This is a genomic window from Paraburkholderia sediminicola (genome assembly GCF_046027825.1).
Lineage (GTDB): Bacteria > Pseudomonadota > Gammaproteobacteria > Burkholderiales > Burkholderiaceae > Paraburkholderia > Paraburkholderia sediminicola_D.
The window spans coordinates 1-14187 of record NZ_JAQQDU010000147.1 but is presented as its reverse complement, the minus strand read 5'-3'; the positions used below and the strand labels follow the sequence as shown (position 1 = coordinate 14187).

Sequence of the window (14187 nt, the reverse complement as noted above, 5' to 3'; positions counted from 1 at the left end):
AGGGATTACGGGGATTTTCATTCAGGGCAAGCTTCTGGCTTATGATGCGAACCCTTTGCTTCAAGGTGCAAACGCCATGCCCAACCTCGATTTCACACTGACCGGCGACTACGTCGAACTGCACAATCTCCTGAAGATAACGGGACTCGCGGACAGCGGCGGCCAGGCAAAAATGATGGTCGCGGACGGTGCGGTGACCGTTGACGGCCAGGTCGAAACGCGTAAAACCTGCAAAATCCGCGCGGGTCAGGTCGTGCTGCTCGGCGATACACGGATCGCGGTGCACGAGGCCTGAGGCGTTGCCTCACCGGGCTCGGGACAAACTCGCAGCCAAAGACGCTTAGCCGAAGACGGACAGCCGTGAGCGCCAGGATGAAGACCGGCAGCCAACGGCCCGTCATCCGAAACGTTGAGTCCGAAAACTCGGAGGACCACGCGCACCAAAATCGTGCCTCCTCCATCGACATCGCCGCGCCTAAGCAATAAGCTGTCGGTTTCGACAGACAAACAATCGGCTGACAGCCTCCCTACGCTTTCGGCGAGCCTCCGCATTTCGCCACCGGCAGCGCGGCAGCCGCGCGAATCGCCCGGCTTACGCCCACCGCCACGCTGTCGCCCCTTCCGCTTCCAAGCGCTCCATGACTCAATCCGGCTTCACCCGGGTGGCCGCCCGGCCGCCGACCCTGACCCGCCACGCCGCTGACACCGCCCGGCTCGCCGCGCCGCTCGCCATCGCGCAACTCTCGCAAATGGCGATGGGCGTCACCGACACGATCCTGCTCGGCTCGCTCGGCCCCGACGCGCTCGCCGCCGGCGGCCTCGGCGCTAACCTGTTCTTCGTCGTGGTCACACTGCTGCAAGGCGTGCTCACCTCGGTCAGCGTGAGCGTGTCGCATGCGCGCGGCGCGCAGGACGAAGGCCGGGTGCCGCATATCTACTGGACCGGCCTGGTGTTGTCGATCCTGCTGTCGGTGCCGGCGTTCTTCCTGCTGTCGTTCGCCACGCCGATCCTGCTGGCCTTCGGCGAACCCGCGCTGCTTGCGCACAACGTCGGCGAATATGCGGCGGTGCTGCGCTGGGGCTCGCTCGGCAGTCTGATCGGCGTCGGCCTGATGCGCTCGTTCCTGCCGGCCATCGGCGCGGCCAAGCGGCTTTTGTGGGTGTCGTTGATCAGCGTGTTCGTCAACGGTTTTCTCAACTACGGGTTGATTCACGGCGTCTACGGACTGCCCCGCCTCGGCTTTCTCGGTTCGGCGGCGGCCACCTCGATCACCGTCTGGCTAAGCGCGCTCGTGCTGATGGCCTTGTTGCATTTCCGGCCACGCTATAAGCATTTCGTCGTCGCGACGCGGCCGAACGTCCCGTTGATGGGCGAGCTGTTCGGCATCGGCTGGCCGGTCGCGATCACCTACGGCGTCGAATCGACCCTGTTCCTCGCCACCGGCCTGATGGTCGGCCTGCTCGGCGAATCGCAACTGGCCGCGCATCAGATCGCGTTGAACGTCGCCTCGGTGGCCTTCATGGTGCCGCTCGCGATCGGCCAGGCAGCCAATGTACGGGTCGGCTACTGGTCCGGCGCCGGCCAGCCGCTCGCCGCACGCCACGCAGGTTTCGTCGCGCTCGCGCTCGGCGTCGGCTTCATGACGCTGTCGGGCATCGTGCTGATCGCCGCGCCGCACTGGATTGTCGGCTTGTATCTGCATCTCGACGACCCGGCCAACACCGCCACGGTGACGTTGGCGAGTTCGCTGCTCGGCGTGGCGGCGATCTTCCAGATCGTCGACGGCATGCAGACCGTCGGCTCGGGCTGCCTGCGCGGTCTGAAGGACACGCGGGTGCCGATGATCGCCGCGACGTTCGGGTACTGGGTGATCGGCTTTCCGACCGGTTACGTGCTGGCATTTCACTTCGGCTTGGGCGCACGCGGTTTGTGGTGGGGACTCGCGGCCGGCCTCGCCAGCGTCGCGCTGCTGATGACGCTGCGGTTTCACAAGCTAAGCTTGCGGCGCGTGCCGGTCACGTCCGGCACGCCGCCTGCGCCGTCCGCGTTAGCTAAGCAAAGCACGGATTCTTAGTTGGCCGCGAGTCGGGCCGCGCGTTACGATTCGAGTGTCTTCTTGACACTCCTCTGACAGGGTTTCAGCCCGCGCACTGCGCGGGTTTCTTTTTTGTGCGGCCGCTTTCGCGCATACGGTTGGGCGCAACGGCCACGTTCGACCTTGTCAGATCATTTGGTTGCACGCGCAACCAACGTTTCCCGGCAAACGTGCCGCGAACGGTAAAATGCGCGCTTTCGCAACATCACGCGCACCCGCGTGAGCCCACTCGCGCACCTCACAAAGGCCGCGCCGCCCGACGGCCCGACACTCGCCGCCAGGGCCTGCCGCTCCTCGCGAGCGGCACCCCGAGCATGCCCCGCGATTGACGGCATGCCGCTCGACCGACCTCCAGTTCTCGCTATAAAACATAATCAAGGACCACCCGCCATGCTTGCCCGCGTCACCCGTTTATTTCCGCTCTGGGCCGTGCTCGTTTCGATTGCCGCGTACTTCTCGCCCGCCTCGTTTTCCGGTATTGCACCGCACGTCACGACGCTCCTGACGATCATCATGCTGGCAATGGGTGTCACGCTATCGGTGGCCGATTTCCAGCGCGTCTTCACGCGCCCCGCGCCGGTGATTGCCGGCATCGTGCTGCATTACCTCGTGATGCCGCTCGCCGCGTGGGCAATCGCCAAGGCGCTCCGCATGCCGCCGGACCTGACTGCCGGCATGGTGCTGGTGGGTAGCGTGGCAAGCGGCACGGCATCGAACGTCATGATCTATCTGGCGCGCGGCGACGTGGCGTTGTCCGTGACGATCAGCGCCTTGTCGACACTCGTCGGCGTGTTCGCGACGCCGCTGCTCACGCGTCTTTATGTGGATGCGTCGATTGTTGTCGACGTGCACGGCATGCTGATGAGCATCCTGCAGATCGTCGCGCTGCCGATCGTTGTCGGCCTCGTCGTCAACCAGTTGTTCAACAGGGCCGTGCGCAAGATCGAGCCGATTTTGCCGCTGATCTCGATGGTGGCGATTGTGCTGATCATCGGCGCGGTGGTAGGCGGCACGCAGAAGAGCATCGCGTCGGTGGGCCTCGTGGTGATGCTGGGCGTGGTGCTGCACAACGGCATTGGTTTGCTCGGCGGCTACTGGGGCGGCCGTCTGCTCGGCTTCGACGAAGCCGTCTGCCGCACGCTTGCTATCGAAGTGGGCATGCAGAACTCGGGACTCGCCGCGACGCTCGGCAAGCTGTATTTCACGCCGATCGCGGCATTGCCGGGTGCGTTGTTTTCGGTGTGGCATAACCTGTCCGGCTCGCTGCTCGCCGGTTATTGGGCAGGACGTCCCGCGAAAGGGTCTACGCATCCGGATGGCGAGCGCGTGTTGAACGCCGAACGCGGGTAATCACTCTCAGGCGGTTATCGGGCGACCATCAAGCGCCGCCGGTCCCAGGTTTTTTGCTTTGACTAGCGGCATCTGTCTGCACGCCATGTGCGTGCAGACACCCAGCGCCGCACAGGCCAACAAACCACGCCACAGTCTCGCGCCCAGGTCAGGCGAAGGAACGAAAGCTCACCGGGCTGATTCCCCTTAGAATGCATTTCTCGACAGCGTGGGCAAGCCACACGCGCTACCGCCATGAGAAGCCTGCAAATAAGGGAGAATCAGCGTGTCGTGGCATCAGAATCAAAGTCAACCCGCAGCGCAGCACCCGTGCGCGTTCAGCACGCTGCGCAGTAAGTCCCCCGCTCCGAAGGAAGCCCCTCGTCCCGCAGGAAGTCCTCCTGGAGGACTGGCGGATAGGGAGACGGCTCGGAAGAAGACCCCCTGGGGAACAACGAGACACTTCTTCCTGCTGTGCTGCGCAACGGCATTTTTGACCGCCTGCGCGACCAGGCCGCCCGCCACCGCATTCGACCGTCAGGTCACCCACGCACTCGCCGCCACTGAAACAACGCCGCTTCACACGGCTCTCGCGCCACTCGAAGCCGCGCATCCGAACGAGTCCGGTTTCCGGCTGCTGCCCAGCGGCACCGACGCCTTGCAGATGCGCATTGCACTCGCGCGCGCAGCGACAAAAACCCTCGACATGCAGTACTACATCGCCAACGAAGACACCACCGGCAAGCTGCTGCTCGGCGCCGCGCTCTACGCGGCCGACCACGGTGTGCGAGTGCGCATGCTGGTCGACGATCTGAACTTCAAGGACATCGACCGTACGATGGCAGGTCTGAACTCGCATCCCAACATCGAAATTCGCGTCTTCAATCCGTTCGGCAGCGCGCAGGAAGGCGTGTTCGAACGCACCACGAACCTGTTCACGCAGATCGGCCATTTCACGCGCCGCATGCACAACAAGTCGATGATCACGGACAGCCAGTTGGCTATTGTCGGCGGCCGCAATCTCGGTGACGAATATTTCAGCGCCAGCGAAACGCTGCAGTTTCGCGACCTCGACGTGCTGGCCGCCGGCCCGATCACCGCCGACGTCTCCGCCAGTTTCGACGACTACTGGAACAGCAGCATCGCCTATCCGCTGCGGGCGCTGAACAAACAGAAGTTCGATGCGAAGGAGCTGGACCAGACGCGCGACGATTTACGCCAGCACTGGCGTACCAATGCCGACCCGTACAACGCGAAACCGCTGAACGCCACGCCGCTCGCCTCGCAGATCGCGCAGGATCAACTTGGCCTGACGTGGGCGCCAGCCGAATTCAAGGCGGACCTGCCGGAGAAAATCTCCAATCCGTCGCCGGACTACGTCAGTCCGCCGATGCAGCGATTGGCGGAGCTGATGCGCGACGCGCAGAAAGATTTTCTGATCATTTCGCCCTACTTCGTCCCGCACGAGAGCGGCGTCAAGGCAGCCGGCGAACTGACGCATCGCGGCGTGCGCATTGCCGTGCTGACCAATTCGCTCGCCGCGACCGACGCGGTGGCCGTGCAAGCCGGCTATAGCCCCTTCCGCGTGCCGCTGTTGCAACAGGGCGTGGAATTGTATGAATTCAAACCGCAGCAGAAGACGCCGCGCGCCGGTCTCACCGGCTCCCGCTCGCGAGCCAGCCTGCACGCCAAGACCTATGTCATCGACCGCAAGATCCTGGTGATCGGCTCGATGAATCTCGATCCGCGCTCGGCCAATCTGAATACCGAGCAGACGCTGGTCATCCATAGTCCGGCACTCGCCGAACAGGTCGCGCAGATCTTCGAACGTGCCATCGCGCCCGAAGAAAGCTATCGCGTCACGCTCGCCGACGCGGCGCAACTCGCCTATCTGCGTTCGATCGGCGCGCCTCTCTCGCCGCTCGTCTGGACCGACGTCGAAGACGGCACGCGCCGCACCCATATTTTCGATCCGCAAGCGGGTTTTTACCGGAATGCGCTAACGGGTCTATTCTCCCTATTGCCTGTCAACGCACAACTTTAAGAAGCGGAGTTGAACCATGACTGAAGACGTACGAATGGAACGCGACACGTTCGGAGAGATCGCCGTGCCGAACGCTCGTTTATGGGGCGCACAGACCCAGCGCTCACTGCAGAATTTCCGCATTTCGTCCGAGAAACAATCGCCCGAGCTGATCACCGCGCTGGCCATCATCAAGCGCGCCGCCGCCGAGGTCAACGAGGGTCTGGGCGTGCTCGACGGGAACAAGGCGAAGGCGATCATGCAAGCTGCCGACGAGATCATCGACGGCAAGCACCCCGAGGAATTTCCGCTCGCGGTCTGGCAAACCGGCTCCGGCACGCAGACCAATATGAACCTCAACGAGGTGATCGCAAATCGCGCGAGCGAGCTGCTCGGCGGCGAGCGCGGCGAAGCGCGCAAGGTGCATCCGAACGACGATGTGAATCGCGGCCAGTCGTCGAACGACGTGTTTCCGACGGCGATGCACGTTGCTGCCGCCTATGCGATCGTCAAGCATCTGGTGCCCGCGCTGAAGACGTTGCGCGATACGCTCGACGGCAAGTCGAAAGCGTTCGTCGACATCGTCAAGATTGGCCGCACGCACCTGCAGGACGCCACACCGCTGACGCTCGGCCAGGAGTTTTCAGGCTACGTTGCGCAACTCGATCAAAGCATCCGTCACGTGGAATCGGCGCTGCCGCATCTGTACGAACTCGCGCAGGGCGGCACGGCGGTCGGCACCGGTTTGAATGCGCATCCACAATTCGACGACAAGGTCGCGGCGGCAATCGGCAAACTGACCGGCGTGCCGTTCATCTCGGCGCCCAACAAATTCGAAGTGATGGCAGCGGCCGATGCGCTGGTGTTCGCGCATGGCGCGTTGAAGACGGTGGCGGCGAGCCTGAACAAGATCGCCAACGACATCCGCTGGCTCGCCAGCGGCCCGCGTTGCGGCCTGGGCGAACTGTCGATTCCGGAGAACGAACCCGGCAGCTCGATCATGCCGGGCAAGGTCAATCCGACCCAGTCCGAAGCATTGACGATGCTATGCGCACAGGTGTTCGGCAACGACGTCGCGGTGAATATCGGCGGCGCGAGCGGCAACTTCGAGTTGAACGTGTTCCGGCCGATGATCGCCCACAACGTGCTGCAATCGATCCGTTTGCTCGCCGACGGCGCGCACAGCTTCAACGACAACTGTGCGGTAGGTATCGAGCCGAATCGTGAGCGCATCGATACGCTGCTCAACGAATCGCTGATGCTGGTGACGGCGCTCAATCCGCACATTGGCTATGACAAGGCCGCGAAGATTGCGAAGAAGGCGCACAAGGAAGGCACGACGCTGAAGGCGTCGGCGCTCGCGCTCGGCTATGTCACCGAAGCGCAGTTCGACGAATGGGTGCGGCCGAAGGATATGGTCGGCCATTCGGCCGGGTGATCGACGATGGGAGCGGCCGGAGGTTGGCCACGGGTTGGCCGCGGGTTGGCCGGCTCGGCAGACTGCCTGACTTGATTTGATATAGCAGGCCGCGCGGACGCAATGATCGCGCGGCCTGTTCATGGCACTTGCGAGCGACGACGACACCTACCCGCAAAGCGTGCCAATGCCGCCTGGCGCAGCGCTAAAACAGACGCCGCTTAAACCTTGCCCTGCGCCACTTCTTCCGGCTTCAGCTCGACGATCGCGTCGAGCGCTTCCTTCACGTCCATCGCGTACTTGGCGAGACGCTTCTGTTCATCCGTTTCCGGCACAAACGCCGGCACCGGCACCGGGTGGCCGTTCTCGTTGACGGCGACCATCACCACCAGGCAGTCCGTGGTTTGCAGCAGCTCGCCGCCCTTCGGATCACCCGCCTGCACCGATACATGGATATGCATGCTGGTGCGCCCCGTCGCCACGACCCGGGCGCGCAATTCGACCAGGTTGCCGACCAGAATCGGCCGGCGGAAGCGGATATTGCCCACGCTGACCGTCACGCAATAGCGCCCCGACCACACCGCCGAGCACGCGTACGCGGTCTCATCGATCCACTTCATCAACGCGCCGCCATGCACCTTGCCGCCGAAGTTGACCGAGCTAGGCTCAGCGAGAAAACGGAAGGTGGTTTCGGAACGGTCCAGCGGCGCTAAGGCAGGGGTGCTCATCTTGACTCCGGTCAATCGGATGCATTTAAAGGAGGCGATTATACGAGCGCAATATTGACTCCGTCGCGGGTCGGGTGGGGTTATCTTGCCGAATTTCGGCCTGGACGGCCTCTATGCTTTCGTCGAGCTTTCGTTAGCCACCCCCACTCAACCCGCCTCCGCAGTCGCCGAAGCCGTCGCGCGCCGGGGCACGACCGCGGACTCGAACCGTTCCCGATACTCGAGCGGCAACACGCCGAAGCGCCGCATAAAAGCGCGCCGCAAGTTCTGCTCGCTGCCGAAGCCGCAATCGAGCGCAATCCGCTTGAGCGGCCGGTGCGACTCCGCCAGCCCCCGCGCTGCCGCCTCCAGACGCAATGCCGACACGGTCTTGGCCGGCGTGCAGCCGACTTCGTCGACATAGCGTCGCGCGAAAGTCCGCGGACTCATTTGCGCGCGCTCGGCCAGCCGTTCGACCGACAGGTCGTCGCGCAAATGGGCCGCCATCCAGCTATGCAGCGCCTCGAACGGTCCACCAGCCGACGCCTGTGCTGCCAGCGCTGCGCTGAATTGCGACTGGCCGCCGGGCCGCTTCATGAACACCACCAGCCGCCGCGCCGCCTGCATCGCGACCGCATGACCGACATCTTCTTCGATCAGCGCCAACGCCAGATCGATGCCCGCCGTCACGCCCGCTGACGTCCAGACTACGCGCTTTCCTTCATCATGGCCCGCGTCGCGGATGAAGATCGGATCGGCGTCGACCTGCACGTTGGGATATCGGCACGCGAGATGCGGCGCTTCCCGCCAATGGGTGGTCGCTCGACGGCCGTCAAGCAGGCCGGCCGCCGCCAGATAGAAGGCGCCCGTGCAGACCGAGCACACGCGCCGCGCCTGCGGTGCACGGCGCCTGATCCACTCGACAAGTTCCGGATGCAACGTGCAATGCTCGTCGATCGGGACGCCGGGGACGATCAGCGTGTCGATTGGCTGATCGTCGAGCGAATCAAGCCGCTCGGTGACGACTGGCAAGCCCGGGAAGGTTTGCAACACGCCGCCGTTGATCGACGCGACAGTCATGCGATAGGCGATCGGCCCAGCGGGCTTACCAGGCTTACCGGCTAAATCAGTTGCTCCATCTGATCCATCCGATCCATCCGATCCATCTGATCCGTGTGATCCGCTTGCGCCACTTAAGCCACTTAAGCCGCTTGCGCCACCCGGGCCACCGGCTCGGCCGACACCGATCGATCCGCCGGCAGCGCCAGAAGCAGCAGAACCGCCCGCTACGCCAGCCACTGCCGCCGCCTCAGCCGCCATCGTCAATTCAGCACGCCAGAATGCCTCGAGCGGCCCGCACGCATCGAGCAGCACGAGCTCAGGCGCGACCGCGAAAACGATATGCCGTACAGCCATCAGGAAACCCTCTCCGCAAGTTGCCGCTTACTCGACCACGCGTACCCAAGCGTGGCCAACGCGGCCATGCCGAGCAGCGGAAAAATCGCTGCATTGATCGTCGCCCAGCCGAAGCGCGCAAGCAATTGCCCTGCAAACAGCGAGCCCAGCGCGGAAAACGCAAAGGTCGTGAATTCGCTGGTTGCCTGCGTCTTGGCCCGCTCGGACGGCCGGTACGATTGCGCGAGCAGCGTCGATCCACCGACGAACATGAAATTCCACCCCACGCCCAGGCAGGCGAGCGCCGCGTAGAAGTGCGGCAGATCGGTCGAGCGCAACGCCACCACACCGCATAGCGCCGACAGCACGATCCCCGCACCGATCACCGGCAACACGCCGAAGCGCCTGATCAGCCGCGCGGAAAACAGCGACGGCGCGAACATGCCGACCAGATGCCATTGAATGATGGCCGCACCATCGCCGATCGTATGGCCGCATGCGACCGCCGCAATCGGCGTCGCGGTCATCACGAACATCATGACCGCATAGCCAAGCGCGTTGTTGGCGAGCGCCGCGGCAAAGATCGGCTGCCGCACGATTTCGCTAAGCGGCCGGGCCGGCTCATGCGTCGCGGCCGCGCTCGCATGCGGCGCAGCGTCGCGGTACAGCAGCGCCAGCATCACGATCGATGCGAGTCCGAAACCGGTGACAAGCGCGTACGAGCCGGCAAACGCCACCGGCGCGAGCCAGTCCTTGCTCCATGCGGCGAGCAGCGGCCCGCAGACGGCGGCCACCACGCCGCCAGTGAGCACCGTCGAAATCGCGCGACTTTTGCCCTCGATTCCGACGGCATCGGCGGCCGCCAGCCGGTAGTACTGCGCGAACGCCTGAAACACGCCGACCGTCGCCGTGCCGGCGCAGAACGCCCAGAAACTATGATGAAAGATCGCCCACACCGAGACGGCCCCGCCCAGCGCGCCGACGCCCGCGCCGAGTACAAAGCCCGCGCGCCGGCCGATGCGCGCCATCAGGAAGGACGCAAAAATCGTGGCCAGCGCCGCGGCGACGGTAATCAGCGAGAACGGCAGCGTCGCGAGCGCCTTGTCGTCGGCGAGCGTATAGCCGACCAGACCGGTTAAGGTCAGATCGATCGAAACAGATGAGGTGTAGAGCGCCTGGCAGACCGCCAGCACGCGTGCGGCGCGCCGCCCATGCGGGTCGGAGTGGCCGGAGTCGGTCTGGCTGGCAGCAAAAGGGGGAACTGCGGAGGGAACTGCGGAGGCAACTGCGGAGGCAACAGCGGAGGAAGCGACGGACGGCGGCATCGGTAGGCCTCGGACGGCGAAAGTGGCGATGCCCAGATCGTCACATGGCCGGTGATGGCAGAAATGACAATGATGCATCAATTCCAGCCAACCGCCGCGCTCACCCACCGGAAAAAGCCACCGCTTCAGGCTTACTTGTGAACCGTAATGCCCTCGTCGATCGTCCCGTACATCGTGATGCTGCCCGTGCCGGCACCCGAGTTCGAACCGGAACCGCTCTGCGCGCATGCGCTGAACAGCAGAACCGCGGTAGCCGCGGCAAGAAGAAATTTCATAACAGCGTATTCCTGCAAAGACAGGCTTCAATTCTAGCCTGGCGGGCCGGCGCGGCTCAGAAGCTGCTCCGGCGACGTCGAAGCACCGAAGCACCGAAGCACCGAAGCACCGAAGCACGCACCAGCCTGCTCCATTCGCCGGATTTTCGTAACCTCTGCATTCGACAATTCACGCTAAGCTGAAACATCGAATACGCCAGCCCGATACAGTGGACTGCATGGCGCCCTGCCCGCGCCGCCAACCGGAGACACCCGATGCCCGCCAACCTCGCAGACGAACAGAATCACTTCCCAGGCTTGAGCCGTATCGGCTCGCTGCTCGCCGACCCGGGCCGCGCCGCAATGCTGTGGGCGTTGATGGACGGCAGCGCCCGCCCGGCCGGTGAACTGACGATGATCGCCGGGCTCTCGCCGTCGGCGGCTAGCGCGCATCTGGCGCGTCTGACCGACGGCGGCCTGCTCGCGCTCGAAGTGCGCGGCCGGCACCGCTACTTCCGGATCGCGTCGCCGGACATCGCCGCGTCCATCGAAGCGCTCGCCAACGTCGCGCAGGTCAGCGCGCCGCAACGGGCCGTGCCGCGTCCGGTGCGCACGGTGCCGGTCGATATGCGCTACGCCCGCACGTGCTACGACCATATGGCGGGCGAATTGTCGGTGCGGGTGTTCGAACGACTGGTCGGAAGCGGCCTGCTGACGCTGCACGGCTCGTCGCTCGAAGCCACCGCCGACGGCGCCGCCCGTTTTGCCGATTGGGGCATCGACATGTCCGCCCAGAAGAGCCGTCGGCGCCGCTTTGCCTGCACCTGTCCCGACTGGAGCGAGCGGCGTCCGCATCTGGGTGGCGCACTCGGCGCCGCGTTGCTGGATTCGTGGTCGGCTCACGGCTGGGTCGAGCGCACTGAGCGGCCGCGGATCTTGCGCATCACACCCGCCGGCCACCGCCATTTCGACGCGCTCCTCGCCGCGTGAAACGCGTTTAACTGATTGATGCGATTACAGAATTTACTCAAATAGCTTACGAAATGCCTTATCGAGACCTTTTGTTACAGGCTCGCGAGAAGGTCTTACAAAAGTGGGGGGCCTTGAAACAAACCGTACGGGTAGAGTGGTTCTCACGGATGCTGCACAATGCCGCGTCCGTCGGAGATAAACCATGAGAACAGTGACCACACCCCAACATTCGAAACGCCGGATTACCGGCTACACGCTGATCGCCACCGCGGCATTTCTGTTCGCGGCGCAAGCCACCTTCGCACAGGAAGCCGAACAGGCGCCGTTGGGCGCGGCCACGCAAAACACCGATCCGCCGGGGCGCGTCGCGCGTCTGAACTACACGGCCGGCGCCGTGACCACCGAACCGGCCGGCGCCACCGACTGGTCGTACGCACAGATCAATCGTCCGCTCACGACCGGCGATCAGTTGTGGAACGATCAGAACGCGCGCTCCGAACTGCATATCGGTTCGACCGCGGTGCGTCTTGACCAGTCCACCAGCCTCGACATCCTCAATCTCGATGACAACAGCGCGCAACTGAAGGTCGCGCAGGGTACGTTGTCGGCGCGAGTGCGCGAACTGGCGCCCGGCGCCTCCTACGAAATCGACACGCCGAATCTGGCGCTCGGCCTGAACGGCCCCGGCGACTATCGTGTCGACGTCGCACCGGACGGCAGCAGCACCACTGTCACCGTGCGCAGCGGCAGCGCGACCGTGTACGGCGAAAACGGCCAGGTGCCGGTTGCCGCCGGCCAGCAGATGCGCTTTGCCGGCACCAACCTGCAAGAGGTCGCCGACAACGGCGCGCCTGGCCTCGACGGCTTCGATCAATGGGCGGCAAGCCGCGATGCAGCGGAAGACCGCTCGGTGTCGGCGCGCTATGTGTCGCGCGACATCCCCGGCTATCAGGACCTCGATGCCAACGGCACGTGGCAAAGCAGCCCTCAGTACGGTGAAGTGTGGGTGCCGCGTGCAACCCCGGCCGGCTGGGCGCCTTACCACGACGGTCACTGGGTATGGCAAGCGCCGTGGGGCTGGACCTGGGTCGACGATGCGCCGTGGGGTTTCGCGCCCTACCACTATGGCCGCTGGGCTTACGTCGACGACTCGTGGGCGTGGGTGCCGGGACCCATCGTGGTCAGCGCACCGCCCGTCTACGCGCCGGCGCTGGTTGCCTTCGTGGGCGGCGGTGGCGGCGGGGTCAACTGGGGCGTGAGCCTGGCGATTGGCGGCGCGGTGGCGGCCGGCGTCGCGTGGTTCCCGCTGGGCCCAGGCGAGCCGTGGCATCCGAACTGGGGTGGCCACAACAACTGGAGCCCCGGTTACTACAATCGCGTCAACAACACGACGGTTGTCAACAACTACAATCACAACGTCAACGTGACGAATGTGAATGTGACCAACATTCACAACACGTACATCAACTATCGCGCGCCGGGTGGTGTGACCGCGGTGCCGGCAACGGCCTTCGTGCACGGCCAATCGGTCGGCCGCTTCGCGCAGAAGGTCGATCCGCAACAGTGGCACAACGCCCAGATCAATCCGGGCGGCCCGGGGATCGCGCCGGTGAAGGAAAGCTTCGGGCCTGGTCTGCGTAACGCGAACTACCGGCCGCCGGCCGCCGTGATGGCGCGCTCGGTCGTCGCCACGCGCACGCCGGCCGTGCCGGCCGCGTACCACGACAGCCTCGCGCAACGCTTTGCACAGAACGGCGGACGGGTGCCGGGCGCGGGCGAGCCGATCGTGCGAACCTCGGTGCCGGCTCACATGGCGGGCGGTCCGGCGGCCATGCCGGTGCAGAACGTTCGGGTCGTGCAGTCGCATATGGCTGGGCGCACGCCAGGCGCAGCACCGGGTGCGCCTAACGGCATGCAACAGGCGGGTCAACGGCCGGGCGAAGCGCCCGTCAACGGTCAACCGCAGCGTGGCGGCGAACCGCAAGCGCGGCCGGGCATGCCGCCACAAATGACCAACGTGCATGAGCAGCCCGGCGAGGCCGCGCGTCCGTCCAATGGCGTGCCGCATCCGCCGCAAGCGAACGGCGCCAACCCGAACGCTTACGCGCAGCAGCATGGCGCGCCGGCGCAAGCCGGTCAGCAAGCGGGCGCGGAAGGACGTCACGAGCCCGCATGGACGCAGCCGCACACGCCGATGGCCCAGCAGGCGCAGCAACATGGCGCTCCGCAGGAACAGGCACGCCAGCCGGAGGCTCGTCCTGAGCAGCAGGTTCAGCGCCAGCCGGAAGCGCAGCCGCAGCGCGCGCCTGAAGCACGCCCGCAGCCGCAGGAGTCCCGCCCGCAACCGGTGCAGGAGGCGCAGCAACCGCGTCAGGAATATCATCCGCAGCCGCAACAGGTTCAGCAGCCGCGTCCTGAGCCGCGTCCGCAACAAGCGCAGCAGCCACGCCCCGAGCCGCGTCCGCAACCGGCACAGCAGCCGCGCCCGGAGCCGCATCCGCAGCAAGTGCAGCAGCCGCACCCCGAGCCGCATCCGCAGCATGAGGAGGAGCATTCGAGCCGCGGCCGTGACGAGCACCACAACGGCTAAGGGTGATGCGCGCAGCTAAGTGCGCCTGGAACTCGATGGCCTGAAGGTCGCAAGAAAAAACCCCCGCGATTCACATCCT

Annotated in this window: 11 protein-coding genes; 7 read left to right on the top strand and 4 right to left on the bottom strand. The window is 64.9% G+C overall.

All coding sequences use genetic code 11. The annotated features are described in order from the left end of the window. Nucleotides 1–76 precede the first annotated feature (76 nt). The 5 genes from PQQ96_RS39700 to fumC all read left to right on the top strand — a co-directional run bounded on the left by PQQ96_RS39700 (nucleotide 77) and on the right by fumC (nucleotide 6886). Entirely contained in the window at nucleotides 77–295 is a 219-nt protein-coding gene (locus PQQ96_RS39700; protein ID WP_074282614.1) for an RNA-binding S4 domain-containing protein, read from the top strand. A 343-nt stretch (nucleotides 296–638) separates the two neighbouring features. Next, on the top strand, nucleotides 639–2075 hold the full coding sequence (locus PQQ96_RS39695) for an MATE family efflux transporter (protein ID WP_408302528.1): 1437 nt from the start codon (nucleotides 639–641) through the stop codon (nucleotides 2073–2075). Between the two features lie 411 nt (nucleotides 2076–2486). After that, nucleotides 2487–3446, top strand: coding sequence for a ketopantoate/pantoate/pantothenate transporter PanS (panS, locus tag PQQ96_RS39690; RefSeq protein ID WP_408302526.1), 960 nt, complete (start codon nucleotides 2487–2489; stop codon nucleotides 3444–3446). Nucleotides 3447–3834: 388 nt separating this feature from the next. Then, nucleotides 3835–5469, top strand: coding sequence for a phospholipase D family protein (locus PQQ96_RS39685; RefSeq protein ID WP_408302530.1), 1635 nt, complete (start codon nucleotides 3835–3837; stop codon nucleotides 5467–5469). 16 nt (nucleotides 5470–5485) lie between these two features. Then, entirely contained in the window at nucleotides 5486–6886 is a 1401-nt protein-coding gene (gene fumC, locus PQQ96_RS39680) for a class II fumarate hydratase (protein ID WP_408302524.1), read from the top strand. A 200-nt stretch (nucleotides 6887–7086) separates the two neighbouring features. Here fumC and PQQ96_RS39675 read toward each other — a convergent pair whose 3' ends face one another. The 4 genes from PQQ96_RS39675 to PQQ96_RS39660 form a co-directional block, all read right to left on the bottom strand. Next, complete coding sequence (locus tag PQQ96_RS39675; protein ID WP_028199238.1) at nucleotides 7087–7593, bottom strand: acyl-CoA thioesterase; 507 nt, start codon at nucleotides 7591–7593, stop codon at nucleotides 7087–7089. Between the two features lie 147 nt (nucleotides 7594–7740). Beyond that, on the bottom strand, nucleotides 7741–8988 hold the full coding sequence (locus PQQ96_RS39670; RefSeq protein WP_408302522.1) for a GlxA family transcriptional regulator: 1248 nt from the start codon (nucleotides 8986–8988) through the stop codon (nucleotides 7741–7743). Beyond that, complete coding sequence (locus PQQ96_RS39665; protein ID WP_408302520.1) at nucleotides 8988–10292, bottom strand: MFS transporter; 1305 nt, start codon at nucleotides 10290–10292, stop codon at nucleotides 8988–8990. Before PQQ96_RS39665 ends, PQQ96_RS39670 begins: the two co-directional genes overlap by 1 nt. Nucleotides 10293–10423: 131 nt before the next feature. Continuing rightward, entirely contained in the window at nucleotides 10424–10567 is a 144-nt protein-coding gene (locus PQQ96_RS39660; protein ID WP_408302518.1) for a hypothetical protein, read from the bottom strand. A gap of 255 nt (nucleotides 10568–10822) precedes the next feature. Here PQQ96_RS39660 and PQQ96_RS39655 point away from each other — a divergent pair, with 255 nt between their 5' ends. After that, nucleotides 10823–11536 (top strand): ArsR/SmtB family transcription factor, encoded by a 714-nt coding sequence (locus PQQ96_RS39655; RefSeq protein WP_408302516.1) that lies wholly within the window; start codon nucleotides 10823–10825, stop codon nucleotides 11534–11536. 184 nt (nucleotides 11537–11720) lie between these two features. Beyond that, nucleotides 11721–14108, top strand: coding sequence for a DUF6600 domain-containing protein (locus tag PQQ96_RS39650; protein WP_408302514.1), 2388 nt, complete (start codon nucleotides 11721–11723; stop codon nucleotides 14106–14108). Nucleotides 14109–14187: the final 79 nt, after the last annotated feature.

Bases quoted from the DNA above. Each gene is read 5' to 3' on its own strand.
- PQQ96_RS39670 (WP_408302522.1), bottom strand. From the start codon at position 8,988: ATGGCTGTACGGCATATCGTTTTCGCGGTCGCGCCTGAGCTCGTGCTG.
- PQQ96_RS39675 (WP_028199238.1), bottom strand. From the start codon at position 7,593: ATGAGCACCCCTGCCTTAGCGCCGCTGGACCGTTCCGAAACCACCTTC.
- PQQ96_RS39650 (WP_408302514.1), top strand. From the start codon at position 11,721: ATGAGAACAGTGACCACACCCCAACATTCGAAACGCCGGATTACCGGC.
- PQQ96_RS39665 (WP_408302520.1), bottom strand. From the start codon at position 10,292: ATGCCGCCGTCCGTCGCTTCCTCCGCTGTTGCCTCCGCAGTTGCCTCC.
- fumC (WP_408302524.1), top strand. From the start codon at position 5,486: ATGACTGAAGACGTACGAATGGAACGCGACACGTTCGGAGAGATCGCC.
- panS (WP_408302526.1), top strand. From the start codon at position 2,487: ATGCTTGCCCGCGTCACCCGTTTATTTCCGCTCTGGGCCGTGCTCGTT.
- PQQ96_RS39655 (WP_408302516.1), top strand. From the start codon at position 10,823: ATGCCCGCCAACCTCGCAGACGAACAGAATCACTTCCCAGGCTTGAGC.
- PQQ96_RS39695 (WP_408302528.1), top strand. From the start codon at position 639: ATGACTCAATCCGGCTTCACCCGGGTGGCCGCCCGGCCGCCGACCCTG.
- PQQ96_RS39700 (WP_074282614.1), top strand. From the start codon at position 77: ATGCCCAACCTCGATTTCACACTGACCGGCGACTACGTCGAACTGCAC.
- PQQ96_RS39660 (WP_408302518.1), bottom strand. From the start codon at position 10,567: ATGAAATTTCTTCTTGCCGCGGCTACCGCGGTTCTGCTGTTCAGCGCA.